This is a genomic window from Pseudomonas azadiae (assembly GCF_019145355.1).
In the GTDB taxonomy this organism is placed as follows: domain Bacteria; phylum Pseudomonadota; class Gammaproteobacteria; order Pseudomonadales; family Pseudomonadaceae; genus Aquipseudomonas; species Aquipseudomonas azadiae.
In genome coordinates this window covers 619,666-641,352 of the sequence record NZ_JAHSTY010000001.1, presented here as the reverse complement: position 1 = coordinate 641,352, position 21,687 = coordinate 619,666, and the positions used below count along the sequence as shown (strand labels likewise).

Annotated in this window: 22 protein-coding genes; 18 read left to right on the top strand and 4 right to left on the bottom strand. The window is 64.0% G+C overall.

What is annotated here, in order from left to right; translation table 11 throughout:
* Positions 1–81 precede the first annotated feature (81 nt).
* The 11 genes from gspE to gspD are packed head-to-tail and all read left to right on the top strand — an operon-like array spanning position 82 to position 9,974.
* Positions 82–1,812: a type II secretion system ATPase GspE gene (gene gspE / locus KVG91_RS02845; protein WP_169378293.1), complete on the top strand. Its 1,731-nt coding sequence runs from the start codon at positions 82–84 to the stop codon at positions 1,810–1,812.
* Positions 1,809–3,011 (top strand): type II secretion system inner membrane protein GspF, encoded by a 1,203-nt coding sequence (gspF, locus tag KVG91_RS02840; RefSeq protein WP_169378294.1) that lies wholly within the window; start codon positions 1,809–1,811, stop codon positions 3,009–3,011. The genes gspE and gspF overlap by 4 nt, the downstream gene beginning before the upstream one ends.
* A gap of 20 nt (positions 3,012–3,031) precedes the next feature.
* Positions 3,032–3,457, top strand: a complete 426-nt coding sequence (gene gspG, locus KVG91_RS02835; RefSeq protein ID WP_024076412.1) for a type II secretion system major pseudopilin GspG — start codon at positions 3,032–3,034, stop codon at positions 3,455–3,457.
* A gap of 9 nt (positions 3,458–3,466) precedes the next feature.
* Entirely contained in the window at positions 3,467–3,898 is a 432-nt protein-coding gene (locus KVG91_RS02830) for a GspH/FimT family pseudopilin (RefSeq protein ID WP_169378295.1), read from the top strand.
* Positions 3,895–4,263 (top strand): type II secretion system protein, encoded by a 369-nt coding sequence (locus tag KVG91_RS02825; RefSeq protein ID WP_169378296.1) that lies wholly within the window; start codon positions 3,895–3,897, stop codon positions 4,261–4,263. The genes KVG91_RS02830 and KVG91_RS02825 overlap by 4 nt, the downstream gene beginning before the upstream one ends.
* Positions 4,260–4,889 carry a prepilin-type N-terminal cleavage/methylation domain-containing protein gene (locus tag KVG91_RS02820; protein ID WP_169378297.1) on the top strand — a complete coding sequence of 210 codons (630 nt, stop codon included), beginning with the start codon at positions 4,260–4,262 and terminating at the stop codon, positions 4,887–4,889. The genes KVG91_RS02825 and KVG91_RS02820 overlap by 4 nt, the downstream gene beginning before the upstream one ends.
* The gene (locus KVG91_RS02815) at positions 4,886–5,611 is read left to right on the top strand and encodes a type II secretion system protein GspK (RefSeq protein ID WP_217894865.1); all 726 of its coding nucleotides are present in this window, start codon (positions 4,886–4,888) and stop codon (positions 5,609–5,611) included. The genes KVG91_RS02820 and KVG91_RS02815 overlap by 4 nt, the downstream gene beginning before the upstream one ends.
* The gene (locus KVG91_RS02810) at positions 5,608–6,651 is read left to right on the top strand and encodes a type II secretion system protein GspL (RefSeq protein ID WP_169375412.1); all 1,044 of its coding nucleotides are present in this window, start codon (positions 5,608–5,610) and stop codon (positions 6,649–6,651) included. The genes KVG91_RS02815 and KVG91_RS02810 overlap by 4 nt, the downstream gene beginning before the upstream one ends.
* Positions 6,626–7,237 (top strand): type II secretion system protein GspM, encoded by a 612-nt coding sequence (gene gspM / locus KVG91_RS02805; RefSeq protein ID WP_217894864.1) that lies wholly within the window; start codon positions 6,626–6,628, stop codon positions 7,235–7,237. The genes KVG91_RS02810 and gspM overlap by 26 nt, the downstream gene beginning before the upstream one ends.
* Positions 7,234–7,758, top strand: a complete 525-nt coding sequence (locus KVG91_RS02800) for a DNA utilization family protein (RefSeq protein ID WP_169377667.1) — start codon at positions 7,234–7,236, stop codon at positions 7,756–7,758. Before gspM ends, KVG91_RS02800 begins: the two co-directional genes overlap by 4 nt.
* Positions 7,755–9,974 (top strand): type II secretion system secretin GspD, encoded by a 2,220-nt coding sequence (gene gspD / locus KVG91_RS02795; protein ID WP_169377668.1) that lies wholly within the window; start codon positions 7,755–7,757, stop codon positions 9,972–9,974. The genes KVG91_RS02800 and gspD overlap by 4 nt, the downstream gene beginning before the upstream one ends.
* A 588-nt stretch (positions 9,975–10,562) precedes the next feature.
* On the opposite strand, the gene KVG91_RS02790 is transcribed toward gspD, so the two are convergent.
* Positions 10,563–10,940 carry a cytochrome c gene (locus KVG91_RS02790; protein WP_169377669.1) on the bottom strand — a complete coding sequence of 126 codons (378 nt, stop codon included), beginning with the start codon at positions 10,938–10,940 and terminating at the stop codon, positions 10,563–10,565.
* 190 nt (positions 10,941–11,130) lie between these two features.
* Between KVG91_RS02790 and KVG91_RS02785 the strand changes: the two genes are divergently transcribed.
* Both KVG91_RS02785 and KVG91_RS02780 read left to right on the top strand, forming a co-directional pair.
* Positions 11,131–11,523: a DUF4398 domain-containing protein gene (locus KVG91_RS02785; RefSeq protein WP_169377670.1), complete on the top strand. Its 393-nt coding sequence runs from the start codon at positions 11,131–11,133 to the stop codon at positions 11,521–11,523.
* 9 nt (positions 11,524–11,532) lie between these two features.
* The gene (locus KVG91_RS02780; RefSeq protein WP_169377671.1) at positions 11,533–12,306 is read left to right on the top strand and encodes an OmpA family protein; all 774 of its coding nucleotides are present in this window, start codon (positions 11,533–11,535) and stop codon (positions 12,304–12,306) included.
* Between the two features lie 6 nt (positions 12,307–12,312).
* Here the strand turns inward: KVG91_RS02780 and KVG91_RS02775 are convergent, their stop codons facing one another.
* The 3 genes from KVG91_RS02775 to KVG91_RS02765 all read right to left on the bottom strand — a co-directional run bounded on the left by KVG91_RS02775 (position 12,313) and on the right by KVG91_RS02765 (position 15,549).
* Positions 12,313–13,773 (bottom strand): aldehyde dehydrogenase family protein, encoded by a 1,461-nt coding sequence (locus tag KVG91_RS02775; RefSeq protein WP_169377672.1) that lies wholly within the window; start codon positions 13,771–13,773, stop codon positions 12,313–12,315.
* Positions 13,774–13,961: 188 nt separating this feature from the next.
* On the bottom strand, positions 13,962–14,675 hold the full coding sequence (locus KVG91_RS02770) for a cupin domain-containing protein (RefSeq protein WP_169377673.1): 714 nt from the start codon (positions 14,673–14,675) through the stop codon (positions 13,962–13,964).
* 22 nt (positions 14,676–14,697) lie between these two features.
* Positions 14,698–15,549: a GNAT family N-acetyltransferase gene (locus KVG91_RS02765; protein ID WP_169377674.1), complete on the bottom strand. Its 852-nt coding sequence runs from the start codon at positions 15,547–15,549 to the stop codon at positions 14,698–14,700.
* Between the two features lie 598 nt (positions 15,550–16,147).
* Here KVG91_RS02765 and KVG91_RS02760 point away from each other — a divergent pair.
* From KVG91_RS02760 to KVG91_RS02740, 5 genes are all read left to right on the top strand, one after another.
* The gene (locus KVG91_RS02760) at positions 16,148–16,816 is read left to right on the top strand and encodes a haloacid dehalogenase type II (protein WP_169377675.1); all 669 of its coding nucleotides are present in this window, start codon (positions 16,148–16,150) and stop codon (positions 16,814–16,816) included.
* Between the two features lie 22 nt (positions 16,817–16,838).
* The gene (locus KVG91_RS02755; protein WP_169377676.1) at positions 16,839–18,113 is read left to right on the top strand and encodes an NAD(P)/FAD-dependent oxidoreductase; all 1,275 of its coding nucleotides are present in this window, start codon (positions 16,839–16,841) and stop codon (positions 18,111–18,113) included.
* Positions 18,114–18,207: 94 nt separating this feature from the next.
* A complete protein-coding gene (locus KVG91_RS02750; protein ID WP_217894863.1) occupies positions 18,208–19,845 on the top strand; it encodes an ABC transporter substrate-binding protein in 1,638 nt (545 codons plus the stop codon).
* 13 nt (positions 19,846–19,858) lie between these two features.
* Positions 19,859–20,815 (top strand): ABC transporter permease, encoded by a 957-nt coding sequence (locus tag KVG91_RS02745; RefSeq protein ID WP_076950953.1) that lies wholly within the window; start codon positions 19,859–19,861, stop codon positions 20,813–20,815.
* Entirely contained in the window at positions 20,812–21,687 is an 876-nt protein-coding gene (locus tag KVG91_RS02740; RefSeq protein WP_169377374.1) for an ABC transporter permease, read from the top strand. Before KVG91_RS02745 ends, KVG91_RS02740 begins: the two co-directional genes overlap by 4 nt.

Here is a 21,687-nt window from a genome sequence, read left to right as displayed (position 1 = left end):
GTGCATTGCTATCGCGAGCAAGCCCGCTCCCACAAGTGTTTCCCACAGACCCTTGGCACATCGCCCCTCAGATTTTGACCCATGCCCAGCCCCTCAACACCCCTCGACGCCTGCCAACTGCACATCCCGCACACCGAACAGGTGTGCGCGTGGCTGATGCAACACGCCGGCTTGAAAACCGTTGACCTGGAGCGCGCCCGACGCCTGTCCCAGGAAGGCGGTGACACCGAGTTGCTCGGCCTGCTCACTCGGCTGGGGCTGGTCTCCGAAGTGGAACTGGCCCGGGCCTGGGCTGATTTGCTCGGCGCACCGCTGTTGCTGGCCGATGCCGCGCCACCGTTGCTGGACCCCTTGCCCCTGCTGACCGAACGCTTCATGCGCCACTACCAGGTGGTGCCCGCGGGCTGGAGTCAGGGGGGGCTGCGGGTGCTGGCGGCCAACCCGTCGCTGGTGTACCCGTTCCAGGCCATCGCCTATGCCTGTGGCGTACCCGTGTGGTTGGCCATCGGTCCGCGCAATGAAGTCGAGACCCTGATCGAGCGCTACTACGGCCAGGGCCGCTCGGCCATGGGCACCCTGATCGAAAACCTCGACGAGCAGGGCGGGGCGCTGGAAGACATCGAGCACCTCAAGGACATGGCCTCCGAAGCCCCGGTGATTCGCCTGGTCAACCTGATCCTGCAACGAGCAGTGGAACATCGCGCCTCGGACATTCATATCGAGCCGTTCGAAAACCAGCTCAAGGTGCGCTACCGCATCGACGGTGTGCTGCACGAAGCCGAGGCGCCGCCGTCCAGCTCGTCGGCGGCGGTGATTTCGCGGGTGAAGATCATGGCGCGCCTGGACATCGCCGAGCGGCGCTTGCCCCAGGACGGACGCATCATGCTGCGCATCCAGGGCAAGGAACTCGACTTGCGCGTGTCCACGGTACCCACCAGTTTCGGCGAATCGGTGGTCATGCGTTTGCTGGATCGTCAGACCGTGAGCTTCGACTTCCAGAGCCTGGGCTTTGACGGCCAGCGCCTGGAAACCTTTCTGGACGTGTTGGAACGCCCCCATGGCATCCTGCTCGTTACCGGGCCCACCGGCTCGGGCAAAACCACCACCCTGTACACCGCGTTGTCGCGCCTCAATACCGCCGAGCGCAAGATCATCACCGTCGAAGACCCGGTGGAGTACCAGCTGGAAGGCATCAACCAGATCCAGGTCAAACCGGCCATCGGCCTGGATTTTGCCGGCGCGCTGCGCTCCATCGTGCGCCAGGACCCGGACGTGATCATGATCGGCGAAATCCGCGACCTGGAAACCTGCCGCATCGCTATCCAATCATCCCTCACCGGCCACCTGGTGCTGTCGACCCTGCACACCAACAGCGCGGCAGCGAGTATCACGCGCTTGCTGGATATGGGCGTCGAAAGCTACCTGATCGCCTCGACGGTCAACGGCATCCTGGCCCAGCGCCTGGTGCGGCGTCTTGACCCGGCCACCCGCGAAGCCTTTGAAGCGCCGCCGCAACTGATCGCCGAACACGGCCTGGACCGGTTTACCGACCAGCGCCCGATCATGCTCTACCGGCCCCGCGCCGATGCACCCGGCGGTGGCTACCATGGCCGTAGCGCAATCACCGAACTGCTGGTGATGAACGAAGAACTGCGCGGCCTGTTGATGCGCCAGGCCGACGCCGCGACCCTGGAGCAGGCGGCCCGTCGTGGTGGCCTGCGCACCTTGCATGAAGAGGGGCTGCGCCAAGCCGTGGAGGGGGTCACGTCACTTGAAGAAGTGCTGCGCGTCACCCGTGGGGAGGGGGCGTGAGTCTGTTCAAATACCGCGCCCTCGACAGCCAAGGCCAGGCGCAAAACGGCACCCTGGAAGCCCGAGACCAGGACGCCGCCGTCGCCGCGCTGCACAAACGCGGTCTGCTGTTATTGCAGATCGATGCAGCGGGCGCCCAAGGGTTGCGCAAGGCCTTTGGCCGGGGTCAATTGAACGGCGCGGCGCTGGTCAGTTTCACCCAGCAATTGGCAACGTTGCTGGGCGCCGGCCAACCGCTGGAACGCTCGCTGGGCATTTTGCTCAAGCAGCCCGGCCAGCCGCAAACCCGTGCGTTGATTGAACGTATTCGCGAACACGTAAAGGCCGGTCAGCCCTTGTCCAAGGCGCTGGAAGAGGAAGGCAGCCAGTTCTCGCCGTTATACCTGAGCATGGTGCGTGCCGGCGAGGCGGGTGGCGCGCTGGAAGACACCCTGCGCCAGCTCAGCGACTATCTGGAACGCAGCCAGTTACTCAGGGGCGAAGTGATCAATGCCCTGATCTATCCGGCATTCCTGGTGGTGGGCGTGCTCGGTTCGCTGGCCCTGTTGCTGGCTTACGTGGTGCCGCAGTTCGTGCCGATCTTCAAGGACCTGGGCGTGCCCATCCCGCTGATCACCGAAGTGATTCTGGCGCTCGGCCAATTCCTCGGTGCCTATGGCCTGGCCGTGCTGGCGGGCTTGATCGTGACGATCTGGGCACTCGCCGCACGCCTGCGTGACCCCCAACGCCGGGAAAAACATGACCGCCGTATCCTCGGTATACGCCTCATCGGGCCGCTGCTGCAGCGAGTCGAAGCCGCCCGTCTGGCGCGCACCCTGGGCACCTTGCTCAGCAACGGCGTGGCGCTGCTGCAAGCCTTGGTCATTGCCCGACAGGTCTGCACCAACCGCGCCCTGCAGGCGCAAGTTGCCCAGGCCGCCGAATCCGTCAAGGGCGGCGGCACCCTGGCCAGCGCGTTTGGCGCGCAGCCGCTGCTGCCTGACCTCGCCCTGCAAATGATTGAAGTCGGCGAACAGGCCGGCGAACTCGACAGCATGCTGCTCAAGGTCGCCGACGTGTTCGACGTCGAAGCCAAACGCGGCATCGACCGCCTGCTCGCCGCGCTGGTGCCGTCGCTGACCGTGATCATGGCGGTGCTGGTGGCGGTGATCATGCTGGCGATCATGCTGCCGCTGATGAGCCTGACCAGCAATATATGAACCCTCAAGGATCCACACCTATGCGCCATACCCGATTCAAGCCCGCCCGCCGCCAGGGCGGTTTTACCCTGTTGGAAATGCTCGCGGTGATCGTACTGCTGGGCATCGTCGCCACCATCGTGGTGCGTCAGGTCGGCGGCAACGTGGACAAGGGCAAATACGGCGCGGGCAAGGCGCAACTGGCCAGCCTGAGCATGAAAATCGAAAGCTACGGACTGGACGTTGGCTCGCCGCCCAAGACCCTGCAACAACTGGTCGACAAGCCCGGCAACAGCGCCGGCTGGGCCGGGCCGTACGCCAAGCCGTCCGACCTCAAAGACCCGTTCGGCCATGCCTTTGGTTATCGCTTCCCCGGTGAACACGGCGCCTTTGACCTGATCTTCTACGGTCAGGACGGCCAGCCCGGTGGCGAAGGCTACAGCGCCGACCTGGGCAACTGGGAATAACCCGCGACCATGATCAGCCCCCAACGCGGCTTTACCTTGCTGGAAATGCTGGTGGTGATCGTCTTGATCAGCATCGCGGCCGGGTTGGTAGGGTTTGGTCTGCAGCAAGGCTTGCGCGCCGCGACAGAGCGTCAGGCCGTCGGGCAGATGGTCGAAGCGTTGCGCAGCACGCGGGCACGGGCGATCATCAGCGGCCGCACCGAAAGAACCCTGTTTGACCTGCGTGCGCTGAGCTTCCAGGCGCCGGGCCGGCCGTTGAAACACTGGCCGGCCGGTCTGCAAGTGACCCTGCACACCGCTGAGCACGCAGGCTCTGCGGTTGAGTTCTACCCCGATGGCAGTTCCACCGGCGGCAACCTGTTATTGGCCAATGGGAGCCGGCGTTGGCGCATCGATATCGGTTGGCTGACCGGCAGCGTGCAGTCCAAGGCGCTGCCATGAAACGCCAAAGCGGTTTCACGCTGCTGGAGATGCTCGCCGCGCTGACGCTCATGGCGATTTGCAGCAGCGTGCTGCTGGTTGCTTTCGGCCAAAGCGCGCGTTCGTTATTGCAGGTGGCCCACAGCGACCGGCTTAGTCATGCCGCCGTCAGTGTGATGGATCAGGAAGCGTCGGGGCCTCTGGTGGCCGGTGTGCGCAGCGGCCAGTTGGACGGCATCGACTGGCAACTGCGCATCGCCCTGCAACCCACGCGCATCGGTCAGCCACACTTGTTTCGCCTGGACCTCAGCGTCAGCGAAGGTCCGCGCCACGCCAGTTTCAGTACCTTGAAGCTGCGCGCGGCCAGTGACAGGGCAGGTCTATGAGACAGCATCAGCAGGGCTTTACCTTGCTCGAGATCATGATCGTGCTCAGTTTGCTTGGGGTGCTGCTGGCGCTGGTCGGCGGCGCGTTGCTGGGCGCCAATCGTGCGGTGCTCAAGGCGCAGCGCTACACGGTCAGCCTGGATGAAATGCGCGCCGCGCAACAGTTTTTGCGCACCGCCATCAGTGAGGCGTTGCCCCTGGATGTCACCGAGGACGACAGCCAGACGGATGGCTTTTTCGCCGGCAGCGCGCAGCGCATGCAGTTTGTCGCGACCTTGCCAGGGGTGCTCGGTGGCGGGATTCAGCGCTTCACCCTGCAGTTGACCGGCCCAGAGGCGAAACGCGATTTGCAGGTGGCGTTCGCGCGCTTTGAGCCCCAGGCGCAGGTCAGCGTGCCGGCCTCGCGCGGCGAACCGCAGGTGTTGCTCAAAAACGTTGAGGATCTGCAGTTCAGCTATCGCGGCGTGTCGCCCAAGGGCCAGGCCACCGGCTGGATCAACGAGTGGCCGTGGAGCAAGCGCCTGCCCTACGCGGTGCGCATTGACGCACGGGTGAACGGGCCGGTGCCGTGGGTCACCCAAGTGGTTGCGTTGCGCCTGAACCTTTCGGGCGGGGCACCGGAATGATCAGGCATCAGCGTGGTGTCGCGCTGTTGCTGGTGCTGTGGGTGCTGGCCCTGCTCAGTCTGTTGCTGGGCGGCCTGGCCGGCTGGGTGCAACTGGAAACCCGCCAGGCGGCCTGGCACCGCCAGCACACCCAGGCGGTGCTGGCCGCCGAGGCGGGCGTGGCGCTGGCCATGCAGGCACTGGCCGACCCGTTGCAGCGCAAGCAGTGGGTGGCTGACGGGCGAGAAATCCGCTTGGTGTTTGACGATGCCCAACTGCAGGTGAGCCTGCACAGCGAGCGCGGCAAGTTGTATTTGAATAGCGCCGAGGTGGCGGATTTCGCCCGCCTGGCCCTGGCCTGCGGCGCGACCCAGGCCCAGGCCAATCAACTCGCCAGGGCCCTGGAACAGCGCCGCAACCAGGGCCAGGCGCCGTTCCGGGTGGTGGAAGAAGTACGGCAATTGCCGGGCATGACCCAGGCGCTATACAGCGCACTGGTGCCCGAGATCAGCCTGTGGAGTGGGCTGGACCGGCCTGATCCGGCATTCGCCAGCCCGTTGATGCGCCGCGCGCTGAACCTGACGCATCAGAGCGCAGTGGGCGCCGACGCCGGTGATGTGCTGGTCATCGGCAGCCGCGCACAACGGCCCGGCGGCTACCACGCCCACGTGCGAGCCACGGTCTTATTGAGTCCCGCGCAAGGCAGCGCACAACCTTATCGAGTCTTACGTTGGCAAGAATGAACGAACAGTTATCCGCACGCCTGCAGTTGCTGGCGCAGCCCATCGCGCAACGCTGGCGCGGCAGCCTGCTGCAACTGGGGTGGCGGCTGTGGCTCAAGGAACTGCGTGGTTGCCTGCCGGTGTGGTTACTGCCAGACGATATCCCCGAGCAGGTCTATCGCTGGCCGTTGACCGCGCCCGTGGAAAAACCCCCTGGCCCCGCGCGTCAGGTGCTGCTGCTGGCGCCCGGCGCGGTGCTGATGCAAACCCTGCAACTGCCCCCGGCCGCCGCGCGCAACCTGTCCACGGTGGTGGGCTATGAACTGGACCGCTTTACCCCGTTTGATCCCGAGCAGCTGTATTTTGTCGCGCGTCAGGAGCGTCGCACGCCCACGCACTTGCAGGTGACACTGGTAGCGATCCTGCGCGAGCGCCTGGACCAGATGCTCACTGAGTGCGCGGCCCTGGGTTTGCATCCCCATGCGGTGGATGTGGACACAGGCGCAGGCACGCCCATGGGCATCGACTTGCTGCCGGTACCGTTGCGACCGCGTCAGCGACCGCAGGGCAAGGGCTTGCAACGCAGTTTGCCGTGGCTGTGCGGCGCCTTGCTGATTGCAGCGATGCTGCTCTGGCTCGAAGACCGCCAACGTGTGCTCGACGCCATGCAGCACAGCGTACGCGAGCAAAAAGCCCAGGTCGCCGAGGTCCAGGCGCTGCGCCAGCAACTGCTCAATACCCGTGGCGCCGCCCACTACCTGATCCGCCGCAAGGCCGCCCAGCCGCCGTTGGCGGCGCTGCTCAACGAGCTGACCGCTTGCCTGCCGTCCGATACCTGGCTCGATCAGCTGGAGGTCAACGACGGCGCCGACGTGTCCTTCTCCGGGCAAAGCGCCAAGGCCAGTGCCCTGATCACCCGGATCAAGGCCTGTCACAGCCTGGAAAACGCCCAGTTCGAAGGGGTGATTCAACCCGATGCGCAAACCGGCAAGGATCAGTTTTCCTTGCGCGCCCACTTGCACCAGGAGACAGGCGATGCGCCGACCACTGACACCCCGTGAGCGCCGTGGCGCAGCCCTGATCGGCTTGGCTCTGGTGCTTGGCGCCGCTTATTGGCTGCTGGTCGACAGTTGGTTCGCCGGCCCCTTGCGCGCCATGGATGAGCAGGCCGAGCACTTACGTGAACAGCAACAACGTTATGCCGGCGTATTGCGCCAGGGCGATAGCGTGCGCCAACAGTTGGAGCAAGCCCGCCAGGACCCGGCCAGCAGCACCAGCCTGCTGCCCGGTGATGACCCCAGCGCGGTCGCGGCGGACCTGATGCAACGCATCGCCGACCTGATCAACAGCCGCGCCGGTCTCGGTGGCGGCTGCAGCCTCACCCAGCGCATGCCCATCACCCCGGAACAGGACGACAGCGAGCCCTATCGCCAAGTCAAAGTCAGCCTGACCCTCAACTGCGCCATCGAACCCTTGACCGCGATTCTGCATGAGCTGGAATACCAGCGGCCTTTTCTGTTCATCGACGAACTGAGTATCCGGCGCCCGCCGAACGCACCTGCCACTGGCGGTGCCGGCCAGTTGATTGTGCATGTGTTGGTGCGCGGCTACCTGCAGCCGGCCGCCGCGCCGCAGGTGCGTCGATGATCAATGCATTGCGTCCCCTGGAGTGGCTGTTGCTTGGCATCGCCGGGCTGTTGGGCCTGTTGATGGTCGGCATCTTCAGCAGCATCGGCGATGCGCCGCAGTGGTTGCCGGCGCCTGCGCCGGATGCCCGCGCCAACGCTTCGGCCACCGTGCTGGTGGCCCCCGAGGCCACCCTGGAAAGCCTCGCGGGTACGTGGCAAACCCCGCTATTCAGCCCTGACCGCAGCCCTGATCGTACGGTCGGCCAGGCGTCTGTCTCCAGCCTGTCGAGCCTGACGCTGACCGGTATCGTCCTCGACGGCGACCTGCGTGTTGCGCTGCTCAAACGCGCCGACGGCCCGCCGCTGAAGGTTCATCAGAACCAGACCCTGCCCAACGGCTGGCGCCTGGAACAGCTCACGCCCCGCGAAGCCCGCTTTGTCCTCGACGGCCGCACGCAGACCCTGAGCCTGCGCGCACCGCGTCTGCCGGCGCCGTCCACGACCCCCCCGATTACCCTTCCTCACGAGTCCGCCCCTTGATCGATACTTTCCCCGGCGCTTTGCGCACCACCGTGTTTTGTCTGGCTACCGCCGTTTCCCTCGGTGGCTGCGGGACATTCCCCGAGCATCTCGACCCGGACGAGGCGCTGTTGCACGAAGCGATGCAAGGCACCGGTTCCCAGCGCCCGCCGGTAGACCCGGCCAGCGAACGGGCGCCGGTCGACAGCGGCCAACCCCAGGCCAAGACGCCGCCCCAACGCCAATTGATTCGCGGTAACCAACAGTTCGTGCGCCCGCCCGTAGCGGCGCCGGCGATGAAGGAGGAGGGCAGCGGCGACATCGTGTTCAATTTCGCCGACCAGCCGATCGAGGCGGTGATCAACAGCGTGATGGGCGACCTGCTGCACGAGAATTACAGCATCGCCCAGGGCGTGAAAGGCAATGTCAGCTTTTCGACGTCCAAACCGGTGAACAAACAGCAGGCCCTTTCGATTCTCGAAACCCTGCTGTCATGGACGGACAACGCGATGATCAAACAGGGCAATCGCTACGTCATCCTGCCCGCCAACCAGGCGGTGGCGGGCAAGCTGGTGCCTGAAATGCGCGTGTCGCAGCCCTCCAGTGGCTTGTCGGCGCGGCTGTTTCCACTGCGTTATATCTCGGCCACCGAGATGCAAAAACTGCTCAAGCCGTTCGCCCGTGAGAATGCATTCTTGCTGGTGGACCCGGCGCGCAATGTGCTGAGCCTGGCCGGTACTCCGGAGGAATTGGCCAACTACCAGGACACCATCGACACCTTCGACGTGGACTGGCTCAAGGGTATGTCGGTGGGCGTGTTCGGCCTGCAACGCGCCTCGGTGGCCGAGCTGATGCCCGAGCTGCAAAAAATGTTCGGCCCCGACAGCGGCATGCCCCTGGCGGGCATGGTGCGGTTCCTGCCGATCGAGCGGACCAACTCGGTCGTCGCGATCTCGTCACAGCCGCAATACCTCAGCGAAGTGGGCGACTGGATCCACACCATCGATGAAGGCGGCGGCAACGAGCCGCAGATGTACGTCTACGATGTGCGCAACATGAAGGCCACCGACCTGGCCAAATACCTGCGGCAAATCTACGGCACGGGCGCGATCAAGGACGATACCCCGGCCAAGGTCGCCCCCGGTTTGCGCACTGCGACGTTGTCTTCGCCAGGCACCAACAGCACCTCCGGCAGCACGCCCGGTGGCCTGAGTAACAACCTGAACAGCAACCAGCCGCCCGCCGAGGAGGAGCAGCAGGAGCCCGAAGCCGAGCAGGACAATCCGGAGCAGGGCACCACCGAAGACGCCCCGGCCAAGAGCCTCGACGCCGGCACCCGCATCACCGCGCAAAAAAGCAGTAACCAACTGCTGGTGCGCACCCGGCCGGTGCAATGGAAAGAGATCGAATCGGCGATCAAGCGCCTCGACAACCCACCGCTGCAAGTGCAGATCGAGACGCGCATCCTCGAGGTCAAGCTCACCGGCGAACTGGACCTGGGCGTGCAGTGGTACCTGGGCCGCCTGGCCGGTAATTCCAACAGCACCACCGTGGCCAACACCGCCGGTAGCCAAGGTGCGCTTGGCGCAGGCGGCGCAGGGTTGGGCGCGGCGGATTCGTTGTTCTATTCCTTCGTCAGCTCCAACCTGCAAGTGGCCTTGCACGCCCTGGAAACCAACGGCCGCACCCAGGTGCTGTCGGCGCCGTCGCTGGTGGTGATGAACAACCAGCCGGCGCAGATCCAGGTGGGCGACAACATTCCCATCAGCCAGACCACGGTCAACACCGGCACCTCCGACACGACGTTGAGCAGTGTCGAGTATGTGCAGACCGGGGTAATCCTGGACGTGGTGCCGCGCATCAATCCGGGCGGTCTGGTGTACATGGACATCCAGCAACAGGTCAGCGATGCCCAGGACCCACCCAACAGCAATGACCCACAAACCAACCCGCGCATCTCCACGCGCTCGGTATCGACCCAGGTGGCGGTCCAGAGTGGCCAGACGGTGTTATTGGGCGGATTGATCAAGCAGGACAATGCCGACAGCGTCAGTGCGGTGCCTTACCTTGGCAAGATTCCCGGGTTGCGCTGGTTGTTTGGCAATACCAGCAAATCCAAGGATCGTACCGAATTGATCGTGCTGATTACGCCAAGGGTCATCACCAGCAGCAGCCAGGCGCGGCAGGTGACGGATGATTACCGCCAGCAGATGCAATTGCTGAAGCCCACTCAGTAGGTTTGCCAAGCACGGTTCAACTGTGGGAGCTGGCTTGCCTGCGATGGTCATAGGTACTACGCATTTTTGTAGTGAGCGGGCTTGTCCCGCGCTGGGCTGCGAGCGGCCCCAAACCAGGCGAATTGGGTTTTTCTGAAACTGCTCGGTGTCTTTATTGGGGCGGCTTCGCCACCCAACGCGGGACAAGCCCGCTCACTACAGGCAGATTTGTCAGCCTTTGAACGTTGTGTAGATACCTATGCTGCGATGGCATCAACTGGGGGGCTGAGGTGCCGAGGTGTCTGCATCGCAGGCAAGCCAGCTCCCACAGGGATTTACTGTGTCGGCGGGGTTCCGGTTGTGCCTGCGAACACAGTCTCTGCCGCAGCGCAGATCAACTGTGGGAGCTGTCGAGCCCCGGCGAGGCTGCGAAGGCGGCGGTACTGCTGGCATTTTCATCGCCTGCCCCACCGCTTTCGCAACCTCGCTAAAGCTCGACTTCGCCCACAGAAAAACATTGAGCGCGGTAAATAGGCGCGCGTCGGTACGGCGACTCAACGTGCTCGCGAATGCAGTAGTCACTGACACCTTGCATGCGCGAGCACGCCCTCATCGATGTTTTGAAATCACACCGCCCATGTATTGGTTCAAATCGCGCAGGTCGTTAACGCGCCAGGCGAACGGCGGCAGCTTTACCCCATTCTCTCGCAGTGTTCGCGGGATCAAGTCTCCGTTGGGGCGAAGTATGATCGACGACACGATCACGCCCGGATAATCATTCAGGCGTTTTTTGAAGGCGGCGGTTGTCAGGTCAGGCGTCGGTGGGCTGCTTTTGTTGGCCAGCGGCCCCGTCCCCTTGATATCGGCGCCGTGGCAGATGGCACATCGCTGGGAATAGAGTGTTTTCCCGTTGACGTTATCCGCGCACGACGGCGACGTTTGAACGAGCGATAAAACGCCCAGCGAAGCGATCAGCAGCCGTTTCATTTCCTTATGACCTTTTGTCGAAATTCGATTTCATGTTTCTTCTGGGAAAGATCCCACAACTAAGTGGGACTTTTCATTCTTCCTGCCCGTTTTTTTCTTCCTAGGATGACGCGGTCGCTTGAACGCAAGCGAGACGGCAAGGCTGTTCCCATCAGCCGAAAGCCATCAGTGAATGCTTAGGAGTCAAAACATGAAGATGACCAGTGTGAGCAAACGCCTGCGCCGCTCGGCCTGGGCCGTGATCGTCGCCGGTGCATTGGCAGGCTGTGCCGCCACGCCGCCGCCTGCGGTAAAAATCTCCCTGGCCCGTGATTCGGTGGGGCGTGCCCTGGCGGCGCAAGCGACCCAGTTCGCCCCGCTGGAGATGAAGACCGCCCAGGACAAGCTGGCGCGCATGGAGCAGGCCATCGGCGAAATGAATTACGTCGAAGTCGACGCCTTGGCCGACCAGATCGAAGCCGACGCCAGCCTGGCCGAAGCCAAGGCCACTGCCGTGCGTAAACAACAGGTCTTGAAGCAGGCGCAAGAGGGCATCCAGGTGCTCAAGCAGGAAATGCTCAACGCCCCCGCGACTACCCACTGAGGATCCCCCATGCGTGCCACTTTAGTCATTCCCGTTCTTTCGGCCCTGGGCCTGGCGCTGGCCGGTTGCGCCACTCCCCCGGAAAATGCACAACTGCTGCAAGCGCGCAACCAGTTCTCCAGCCTGCAGGAAAAACCCGAGTCCAACACCCTGGCGGCGGTCGAAACGCGCATCGCCTCCAACGCGCTGGACCGCGCCAACCAGGTGTCGCTGCACAGCCGTACCGACCCGCAGATCGACCAGCTCGCCTACCTGGCGACGCAGAAAATCGCCCTGGCCGAGCAGACCATCATCAGCCGCAAGACCGACGCCCAACTCGATAACATCGCGGTCGACCGTACCCAGGTGCAGCTCGACGTGCGCACCGCGCAGCTCAAGGCGCTGCAAGCGATCAAAGCCCAGCCGACCGAGCGTGGCCAGGTGATCACCTTTGGTGACGTGCTGTTCGACACCGGCAAGGCTGACCTGAAACCGGGCAGTCAACGGGACTTGCAGGGGCTGGCGAACTTCCTGGTGCAAAACCCGGAACGCCAGGTACGCGTAGAGGGCTTCACCGACAGCACCGGTGGCGATGCCTACAACCAGCGCTTGTCCGAGCTGCGTGCCCATGCGGTCGCCCGTGGCCTGCAGCGCCTCGGTGTGGGGTTTGAGCGCATGGCGGTGGTCGGCTATGGCAAGCAATTCCCGGTCGCCGACAACCTGAGCGCGCCGTCACGCCAGTTGAATCGCCGCGTGGAAGTCATCGTGTCCAACGACGCTTCGGCGGTCAGCGCGCGGCGTTAAGCGCAATCAGTCAAAGCCGATGATGGCTTTGGTTTCCAGGTATTCCTCAAAACCAGGGACACCGTACTCCCGGCCGTTCCCCGAGCGCTTGTAGCCACCGAAGGGCGCCATGGGGTTCCAGGCCGGGTAGTTAAGATGCACTTGTCCGGCCCGGATGCGCGACGCAACCGCACGTGCAAGGTCAAGGTCCTGCCCTTGAACATGGGCGCCCAGCCCGTACACCGTGTCGTTGGCGATCGCGACCGCTTCATCGACCGTGTCATACGCAATGAGGCAGAGCACCGGGCCGAATATTTCTTCTTGGGCGATGCGCATGGCAGTCGCCACTTCAGAGAACACAGTCGGTCGGGCATAGAACCCCTTCGCAAAGCCCGGCGCACGCCCGGGCCCACCGCACACCAGTTTTGCCCCTTCATCCAGACCTGCCTGGATCATCGCTTGAACGCGATTGAATTGTGCTTGGTTGGCTATCGGGCCCAATTGGGTCGCCTCCAATTGCGGTTCACCGACGATCAGTGCATTGGCAGTCTGCGCCGCCAGGGCTTCGACCTCTGCCAGGCGGTTCCTTGGCACGATCATCCGGGTCGGCGCGCTGCATGATTGCCCGACGTTGCGAAACGCCGACAGCACGCCCAGCGGCACGGCCTTGGCGAAGTCTGCGTCGGGCAACAGCACATTCGGCGACTTGCCGCCCAACTCCTGTGTGACCCGCTTCACGGTCATGGCGGCGGCCTGCGCAACCAGCGCACCGGCACGGTTCGAGCCGGTGATGGAAATCATATCGATGTCCGGGTGGGCCGCGATGGCAGCGCCCACTTCCGGGCCGCTGCCGTTGACCAGGTTGAACACGCCGGGCGGCACGCCTGCGTCGTGCAGCAGTTGGGCAAAAAGCAGGGCGCTCAGGGGCGACAGTTCACTGGGTTTCAAGACGACGGTGCACCCGGCGGCGATGGCCGGGGCGACTTTTGCGGTGATTTGGTACAGCGGCCAGTTCCAGGGCGTGATCAGGCCGCACACCCCGATGGGCTCGCGTTCAATCGCAGTACCGTTCTCAACCGTGCGAAAGCGATAGCTGGATAGCACGTCACGTGCAACGCGAACGTGTTCGGCCGCCAGCGGCACCTGCATGGCCCGCGCAAAACCGATGGCGGCACCCATCTCGAGCGAAACGGCCTGCGCCAGTGCCTCTTTGCGCTCAAGGATCAGCTCATGGATTTTCCCGATGACGTGCGCGCGCGACTCGACGGAGCGAGCAGACCACCCGGGGAACGCTGCACGCGCCGCCGCGACCGCGCGGTCCACATCCTCGGCCGAGCCGCGCGCCACCTGCGCCACCACCTCTTCAGTGGCCGGGTTGACCACCGGCAAACTGGCCGGGACGGCAGGGCATGTCCAACGGCCGTTGATGTAAAACTGCTGGGACGTTGGCAGATCAACGCTGTCGCTATTCGAAGAGTGTGTGGGCATCCAACGGACTCCTTGGAGCGGTGATAAGCGCTGCGAACAGCGGGGCCGGGCGTCTGGATACGCTAACAAAACCACCCAGGCGAAAGATGCCGTAGTTCAAGCCTGCAAGGAATATTCTGCTGAATCCGGCAGGTCTGCTGTGCAGCATGCACGAAGCGTTGAAGCTGCGACCGGTCGCGCTGATCCGCTCACTTCACCGCATACACCTTGCGCACATAAACCGTGCTGGCCCAGGCGCACGGTGCGCCTTTGACCACGAAAACCGTGTCGCCGGGGTTGACGGTCACGTCGGTACCCTGGTCATCACGCAACGTGACGCTGCCTTCGAGCAGGTGCATCAGCTCATGCAGTTTGTGCGGGCGGCCGTGGCGGGTGTAGGGCGTTGAGTCCCAGAGGCCGATGCGCAACTCGGTGGTCGCGTCGTCGAACAGGTTGAGCGCGCGGCACTGCGGCGTGGGGCCGATCAGGATCGCCGGTTCCGGGGCGGCCGAGGGGTTGAGCAGGGTGTAGGGGTCGAGAAAGGTCAGGCCGGGGCGGGCCGGGGCGTCGGCCAGGTTGAGGGCGCAGAACGCCCATTCACTGTGGTCGCTCGCCTGCACGCTGAGGTGGGTGCCGCGGCCGATCACGGCGCTGGCGCCGACGCCCAGCTGCAACGTTTGTCCCGCGCTGCTGAGCGCCACGTGGCCGGCGTGCACCACCAGCGTCTCGCTGTGGGGGAAGTCTTTGATCACGGCTTTACCGCTGAACCGCACCCGGCCCGCGGACACACCGTCGTCGCCCAACCAGGCGAGTTGGCGGCTGTCGCCGAACGGATCCAGCGCGCTCAGCGCTGCGTGGTTGAAGGACGTGGCAACGCGGCTGCCATCGGCGCGAGCCAACAGCAGGATCTGGGGTGATGACATGAGAATTGCTCCGTGAGGAAGGTCAGCCGATCGCCTGGGTGATCAGCGCAAAAGGCTGTACGCCTTGGCTGGCCTGGGGCGGGGTGCCGAGGGCCATCTGTGCGACGGTGTCGATGTTCTTCAAGCCGGCGTGCTCGAGCCAGTCACTGAGGCCGCACGCCACGGGGATGTCGATGCGTACGAAGGTGTCGGGAACATGCGCCAGCAGCGTCGCGATCAGGTGTTTGGCCTGGTCGATGTTCTCGGCCACCACCGGGCCGATGCAACGGCCACGGCCAAACGGGCGTAGCAGGGCGAAGCCGCGTAACTGGCCATCGCGCTCGATGCCGACCGCATGTTCGACCTGCAGGTCGCGCAATACTTCACGGCGATCCAGGCCGCTGGCGGCTTTGGCCAGGGCCAGCAGCGTGGCGTGATCATCGGCGCCCAGCGCACGGCAGCTTTCGCCGGGCGCCAAGGCCGCAAGGTCGGGCACCAGCGCCTGGCCTTGATGTTGCTGAACCCGACCGAATTCGACAAAGCCCTGGCTGGCATACAGCGGCGCGCCGGCAAGGGTGGCGTTAAGGATGGGCGTGCGTGAATCGCAGGCGGCGAGGGCCTTTTCCATCAAACGGCGGCCGATGCCTTGGCCTTGGTAATCATTGCTGACGATCACCAGGCCGATGCTCGCGTAATCGCCTTGAGGGCAGGTGAAGGCGCTGCCGATCAGACGGTCGCCATCCATCGCCACGAAGCCGTCGCTGACCCGTTGCAACATCGCCCAGTCTTCCAGGCGATGGGGCCATTTGAGCTGCACCGACAAGGCATGGGCGGAGGGCAGGTCGGCCGCTGTCATCGGGCGGTAGATATAAGTGGGGTGTGGCAGGGCGGACATGGCGAGCCTCCAGGGAGCGTGGTTTTTTGCTTGGCGAGGGTGCTTGTATCCCATCTGGTCTGAAAGCTGGCAAGAGGGGCGCCTGCATTCGGTAGATTCCTCGGGCGGTTCGAGGCGGGACCACAGTTGCTACTTAATTGGTGCGGGCGCGCAGCAGCAAATGCTTTTGTAGTGAGCGGGCTCGCCCCGCGCTGGGTGGCGAAGCCGCCCCAAACCAGGCGACCCAGGTTCATCCTGATACTCGGCGGTGTCCTTATTGGGGCGGCTTCGCCACCCAGCGCGGGGCAAGCCCGCTCACTACAAGCGGCAGGTCAAGCAACCCGCCACACTTTCTGCCGCCCACACCCCCCATTCTTAAGCCTCCGCCACCAGGAAGCCCTCTAAAAGCGCACAAACAAAGGCCCTGCCCAAGCCTGGCGCGCGCCGCAAAGTCTGCTGAGGCCAGCCATCAAAACGGTGGTTTGTATTGAGCACAGGTCGTTTTAGACGGCATATGCTGATTTCACAGTGGTGTAATGAAGCTGTGCTGCAACGAGGCCGACGCGCCGCCAGGGCAGCGAACGCTTGCCACACTCAACTGACTTCAGGACCGCACTCAATGAGCTTTCTTCGTCCCAAATTCATTACGTTCGACTGCTACGGTACGCTGACCAACTTCCACATGGGCACCATGACCCGCGAGCTGTTCGCCGACCGCATCACACCCGAGCAGATGGACCAGTTCGTCAAGGACTTCTCGGCCTACCGCCTCGACCAGGTCATGGGCGACTGGCGCCCCTACGACGAAATCCTCAAGACCGCCCTGGCGCGTACCTGCAAGCGCTGGGGTATCGACTACCGCGAAGAAGGCCAACTGTATTACGACGCCGTGCCGACCTGGGGCCCGCATGCGGATGTGCCGGCCGGTCTGTCGAAGATTGCCGACAAGATTCCCCTGGTGATCTTCTCCAACGCCAGCGACAGCCAGATCATGTCCAACGTCGACATGCTTGGCGCGCCGTTCCACAAGGTGTTCACCGCTGAACAGGCGCAGGCCTACAAGCCGCGCCTGGCCGCGTTCGAGTTCATGCTCGACAACCTCGGCTGCGGCCCGGAAGACATCTTGCATGTGTCTTCCAGCTTCCGTTACGACCTGATGCCGGCCCACGACATGAAAATCAAGAACAAGGCCTTCGTTGCCCGTGGCCACGAGGTGCCGGGCAATGTGTTCTACGGTTACCAGCAGATCACCGATATCGGTGGCTTGCCGGCATTGGTCGGTCTGTAAACGCGCACCTTGAGGGCACGACATGGGCAGTGAATCCTATTGGCTCGACACCGCACCGGCGTTTACCGGCGCGCAACTGGGCGAGTTGCCCAGGCAGGTTGATGTGGCGGTGGTGGGCGGTGGATTCACCGGCCTGGCGGCGGCGCGCGCGCTGGCGCTCAAGGGTGCCAGCGTCGTGGTGCTGGACGCCGGACGGGTGATCGGTGAAGCCTCGGGGCGCAACGGTGGGCAGTGCAACACCGGGGTGGCCCAAGATTATGCCGGGCTGCATGCCAGCCTCGGTGCGGCCAAGGCACGCGCTTATTACCAAGCCTATGAAAGTGCGGTGCACACCGTTGTTTCGCTGGTCGAGCAGGAAGCGATCACCTGCGACCTGGTGCGCAACGGCAAGCTCAAGCTGGCGGCCAAGCCGATGCATTACGAAGGGCTGGCCCGCACCTGCGCGTTGATCCGCCAGGAGGTGGATGCCGATGTCGAGTTGCTCAGCGCCGAACAGACCCGTGCCGAAGTCAATTCGGCGCAGTTCCACGGCGGCTTGTTGCAACGCAACGGCGTGCAGATGCACGTCGGGCGCTTCGGCATCGGTCTGGCCGAAGCGGCGGCGCGACGCGGCGCGATGATCCACGAGCACATTGCGGTCAAGGACTGGAAACCCCAGGCCGGCGGCTACCAGGTCAACACCGCCAAGGGCTCGTTCCATGCCGGGCAAGTGCTGCTGGCGACCGGCGCTTGCCAGCACGGCGACCTGGGTTGGTACCGCCGGCGCATCGTGCCGGTGGGCAGCTTTGTCATCGCCACCGAGGTCTTGCCCCAGGTGCTCATCGATCAACTGCTGCCCCAACACCGCGCTTATGTGACCAGCCGCATGATCGGCAACTACTTTCGCCTGACCCCGGACAACCGCCTGCTGTTTGGCGGGCGTGCGCGGTTTGCCATGTCCGACAGCGTCTCCGACGCCAAGAGCGGCAAGGTGCTGCAGGCGGCGATGCTGAACATGTTCCCGCAATTGGCGGGCGTGAAGATCGACTATTGCTGGGGTGGGCTGGTGGACATGACGTCCGACCGCCTGCCCCGCGCCGGCCAGCATGGCGGCGTGTTCCATTCCATGGGCTACAGCGGCCACGGCGTGCAGATGTCGGTGCACATGGGCCAGGTGATGGCCGAGGTCATGGCCGGCAACACGGCGGCCAACCCGTGGGGCGAACTGGACTGGCCGGCGATCCCGGGGCATTTCGGCAAACCGTGGTTCCTGCCCTTCGTGGGGGCCTATTACCGCTTCCAGGACTATGTGCACTGACTTGCCGTTGTTGCGTCACCGTCGTTTGTGTTTCCAGGACGCTGCGGACATCCGCAGCACTCGATTCTTCCGATCATCGACAGGTAGCCTTGATATGACTGACAACAAAAACACCCCCGAGCTTATCTCCGGCCAGGACAGCCTGCGGGTATTCGAAAGCCTCAACCGTGGCATGTCGCGCCGCAATGCCCTGCAGATGCTCGGCGTGGCGGGTGTCGCCGCAGTCGGCGCAGGCAGCCTGTTCGGCGCCGCCGGCAAGCTGTTCGCCGAGGAGGCAACGCAGGCGGGCAAGGGCAAGCCAGGCGGCAGGATCCGCGTCGCCGGCATGTCCAGTTCCACCGCCGATACCCTCGACCCGGCCAAGGGCGCGCTGTCCACCGACTACGTGCGCCACTTCATGTTCTACAACGGCTTGACCCGTTTCGATAAGCACCTGGTGCCGCAACTGCAACTGGCCGAGCGGATCGACAACACCGACGCTACGCTGTGGACCATCACCCTGCGCAAGGACGTGACGTTCCACAACGGCAAGAGCCTCACCGCCGCCGACGTGGTGTTCTCCCTCAGCCGCCACAAGGACCCGCTCACCGGTTCCAAAGTCATGCCGCTGATGGAGCAGTTCGCCGAGATCAAGGCCAGCGGCCCGCACGAAGTGCAGATCCGCCTCAGCGCGCCCAACGCCGAACTGCCGTCGATCCTCGCCGTGTCGCACCTGTTGATCGTGCCCGAAGGCACCACCGACTTCAGCAAAGGCATCGGCACCGGGCCGTTCACGGTCGGCGAGTTCAAGCCGGGTGTGCGCTCGATTGCCGTGCGCAACAAGAATTACTGGAAACCGGGGCTGCCTTATCTCGACGAAATCGAATTCATCGCCATCGGCGACGAGCCGTCTCGGGTCAATGCGCTGTTGTCCGGCGATGTGCACATGATCAACGAGGTCAACCCGCGTTCCACCACGCGCATTGCCGCCAGTGCCAAACACCGTGTCGTCGATGCGCCGTCGGGCAACTACACAGACTTGATCATTCGCCAGGACCAGTTGCCCGGCAAAAGCCCTGAATTCACCCAGGCCATGAAGCTGCTGCTGGACCGTGAACAGGTCAAGTCCGCAGTGTTCCGTGGCTTTGCCGTGGTCGGCAACGACCATCCGATTGCGCCGGGTTCGCGTTACTTCAACACCGACCTGCCGCAGACGGTCTACGACCCGGAAAAAGCCAGGTTCCTGTTGAAGAAGGCCGGCATGGAAAAAATCACCATGCCGGTCATGGCGTCGCCTGCCGCTACCGGTTCGGTGGACATCGCCGTGCTGTTGCAGCAATCGGCCAAACAGGCCGGGCTCACCCTGAACGTGAACCGCCTGCCCAGTGACGGCTACTGGTCCAACCACTGGATGAAGCACCCGTTGAGCTTCGGCAACATCAACCCACGGCCGAACGCCGACGTGATGTTCTCGCAGTTCTTCCAGTCCAAGGCGCCGTGGAACGAGTCCGGCTGGCAGAACGAGCAGTTCGACCAACTGCTGATGCTGGCCCGTGGCGAAACCGATGATGCCAGGCGCGCCAGGATGTATGGCGACATGCAGGCCCTGGTCCACGACCACTGCGGTATCGGCGTGCCGGTGTTCATCAGCAACATCGACGGCGTCGACCAGCGCATCAAAGGCTATGACGCCAACCCGCTGGGCGGCTTCATGGGCTATATGTTCGCCGAGCAGGTGTGGCTGGACGCGTGAGGAGGGCAGTGCGATGAATAGCAATACCCTGTGGTTGATCGGCCGGCGCTTCGGCGCCGGGGTCGTGACCTTGTTGATCGTGTCCATGGTCGTGTTTGCGATCACAGCCGTGCTGCCGGGGGACGCGGCGCAACAATCCCTCGGCCAGTTCGCGACCCCTGAACAGGTGGCGGCACTGCGCCTGAAGCTGGGGTTGGACCAGCCCGGTGTGTTGCGCTACCTGCACTGGTTGATGAGCCTGCTCACCGGTGACATGGGCGTGTCAGTGTCCAATGCGATGCCGGTGGGTGAGTTGATGGCGGGCCGGGTGCCGAACACGCTGATGCTGGCGGGCGCAACGGCACTGGTGTCGGTGCCGGTGGCGCTGGTGCTCGGCATCGGCTCGGCGATGGGCCGCGGCGGGCGTATCGACAGCTGCCTGAGCTTCGTAACCCTGGCGATGGTCGCCGTGCCGGAGTTCCTGGTGGCCACCCTGGCGGTGCTGATCTTCGCGGTCAACCTCGGTTGGTTGTCGGCGCTGTCTTACGCCAGCGACATCACCTCGCCGCTGCAATTCATGCGCACCTATGCCTTGCCGGTGATGACGCTGTGCTGCGTGATCGTGGCGCAGATGGCACGCATGACCCGCGCCGCGGTGATCGACCAGCTCGACAGCCCCTACGTGGAAATGGCCCGGCTCAAGGGCGTCAGCCCGATACGCATCGTGTTGCGCCATGCCTTGCCCAATGCGATCGGGCCGATCGCCAACGCCATTGCCCTGAGCCTGTCGTACCTGTTGGGGGGTGTGGTGATCGTCGAAACCATCTTCAACTATCCGGGCATCGCCAGTTTGATGGTCGATGCCGTGACCAACCGTGACATGGCGCTGGTGCAAGCCTGCACCATGTTGTTCTGCGCGGCCTACCTGGCCTTGGTGTTGCTCGCCGACCTGTGCGCCATCCTGTCCAACCCGAGGCTGAGAAACCAATGAATACGCTCATTGCGAAATCAAAGCCTGTTTCGTCGGCCCTGGCGCTCGCCAAGGTGTCCAGCGGCCCGTCGTGGCTTGGGCTGCTGGGCGCCGTGGTGTGCGTGGCCTGGTTGCTGGTGGCGTTGTTCGGTCCCTGGCTGGCGCCGCACCCGGTGGGTGAGGTGGTGTCCGACAACATCTTCGAAGGCTTGAGCCTTGCCCATCCGTTCGGCACCGATTACCTGGGCCGCGACATGCTCAGCCGCGTGCTGGTGGGTGCGCGCTTCACGGTCGGCCTGGCGTTGGTCGCGGCATTGCTGGCCAGTGCCCTGGGCACCGGTTGTGCGCTGTTGTCGGTGGTCTCGCCCAAGTGGCTGGACGAAATCATCAGCCGCATCATGGATGCCTTTATCTCGATCCCGAGCAAAATGCTCGCACTGGTCATGGTCTCCGCCTTTGGCTCCTCCGTCACGCTGCTGATCTGCACTGCTGTCATCAGTTATATCCCCGGCTCGTTCCGCGTCGCCCGCAGCATGGCGGTCAACATCGAGGCCCTGGAATACGTGCAGGTCGCGCGCACGCGTGGCGAAGGCCGGTTGTACGTGGCCTGCATGGAAATTCTGCCGAATATGCTCAACCCGGTCTTGACCGACCTGGGCCTGCGTTTTGGCTACATCGTGCTGTTGCTCAGCGGCATGAGCTTTCTCGGCCTCGGCGTGCAACCGCCGGACGCTGACCTTGGCTCGCTGGTGCGCGAAAACATCGGCGGGCTCAACCAGGGCGCGCTGGCGGTCATCCTTCCGGCGCTGGCCATCGGCACGCTGACCATCGGTGTGAATCTGTTGATCGACTACCTGTCGTCCCGACGTAGTCGCCGCACGGGAGGCCATTGA

Excerpts from the sequence above, each read along its gene's own strand:
- KVG91_RS02750 (WP_217894863.1), top strand. The coding sequence starts at position 18,208 with ATGACTGACAACAAAAACACCCCCGAGCTTATCTCCGGCCAGGACAGC.
- KVG91_RS02780 (WP_169377671.1), top strand. The coding sequence starts at position 11,533 with ATGCGTGCCACTTTAGTCATTCCCGTTCTTTCGGCCCTGGGCCTGGCG.
- gspM (WP_217894864.1), top strand. The coding sequence starts at position 6,626 with ATGCGCCGACCACTGACACCCCGTGAGCGCCGTGGCGCAGCCCTGATC.
- KVG91_RS02825 (WP_169378296.1), top strand. The coding sequence starts at position 3,895 with ATGAAACGCCAAAGCGGTTTCACGCTGCTGGAGATGCTCGCCGCGCTG.
- KVG91_RS02815 (WP_217894865.1), top strand. The coding sequence starts at position 4,886 with ATGATCAGGCATCAGCGTGGTGTCGCGCTGTTGCTGGTGCTGTGGGTG.
- KVG91_RS02765 (WP_169377674.1), bottom strand. The coding sequence starts at position 15,549 with ATGTCCGCCCTGCCACACCCCACTTATATCTACCGCCCGATGACAGCG.
- KVG91_RS02810 (WP_169375412.1), top strand. The coding sequence starts at position 5,608 with ATGAACGAACAGTTATCCGCACGCCTGCAGTTGCTGGCGCAGCCCATC.
- KVG91_RS02760 (WP_169377675.1), top strand. The coding sequence starts at position 16,148 with ATGAGCTTTCTTCGTCCCAAATTCATTACGTTCGACTGCTACGGTACG.
- gspG (WP_024076412.1), top strand. The coding sequence starts at position 3,032 with ATGCGCCATACCCGATTCAAGCCCGCCCGCCGCCAGGGCGGTTTTACC.
- KVG91_RS02745 (WP_076950953.1), top strand. The coding sequence starts at position 19,859 with ATGAATAGCAATACCCTGTGGTTGATCGGCCGGCGCTTCGGCGCCGGG.
- KVG91_RS02800 (WP_169377667.1), top strand. The coding sequence starts at position 7,234 with ATGATCAATGCATTGCGTCCCCTGGAGTGGCTGTTGCTTGGCATCGCC.
- KVG91_RS02740 (WP_169377374.1), top strand. The coding sequence starts at position 20,812 with ATGAATACGCTCATTGCGAAATCAAAGCCTGTTTCGTCGGCCCTGGCG.
- gspE (WP_169378293.1), top strand. The coding sequence starts at position 82 with ATGCCCAGCCCCTCAACACCCCTCGACGCCTGCCAACTGCACATCCCG.
- KVG91_RS02790 (WP_169377669.1), bottom strand. The coding sequence starts at position 10,940 with ATGAAACGGCTGCTGATCGCTTCGCTGGGCGTTTTATCGCTCGTTCAA.
- KVG91_RS02775 (WP_169377672.1), bottom strand. The coding sequence starts at position 13,773 with ATGCCCACACACTCTTCGAATAGCGACAGCGTTGATCTGCCAACGTCC.
- KVG91_RS02785 (WP_169377670.1), top strand. The coding sequence starts at position 11,131 with ATGAAGATGACCAGTGTGAGCAAACGCCTGCGCCGCTCGGCCTGGGCC.
- KVG91_RS02770 (WP_169377673.1), bottom strand. The coding sequence starts at position 14,675 with ATGTCATCACCCCAGATCCTGCTGTTGGCTCGCGCCGATGGCAGCCGC.
- KVG91_RS02755 (WP_169377676.1), top strand. The coding sequence starts at position 16,839 with ATGGGCAGTGAATCCTATTGGCTCGACACCGCACCGGCGTTTACCGGC.
- KVG91_RS02830 (WP_169378295.1), top strand. The coding sequence starts at position 3,467 with ATGATCAGCCCCCAACGCGGCTTTACCTTGCTGGAAATGCTGGTGGTG.
- KVG91_RS02820 (WP_169378297.1), top strand. The coding sequence starts at position 4,260 with ATGAGACAGCATCAGCAGGGCTTTACCTTGCTCGAGATCATGATCGTG.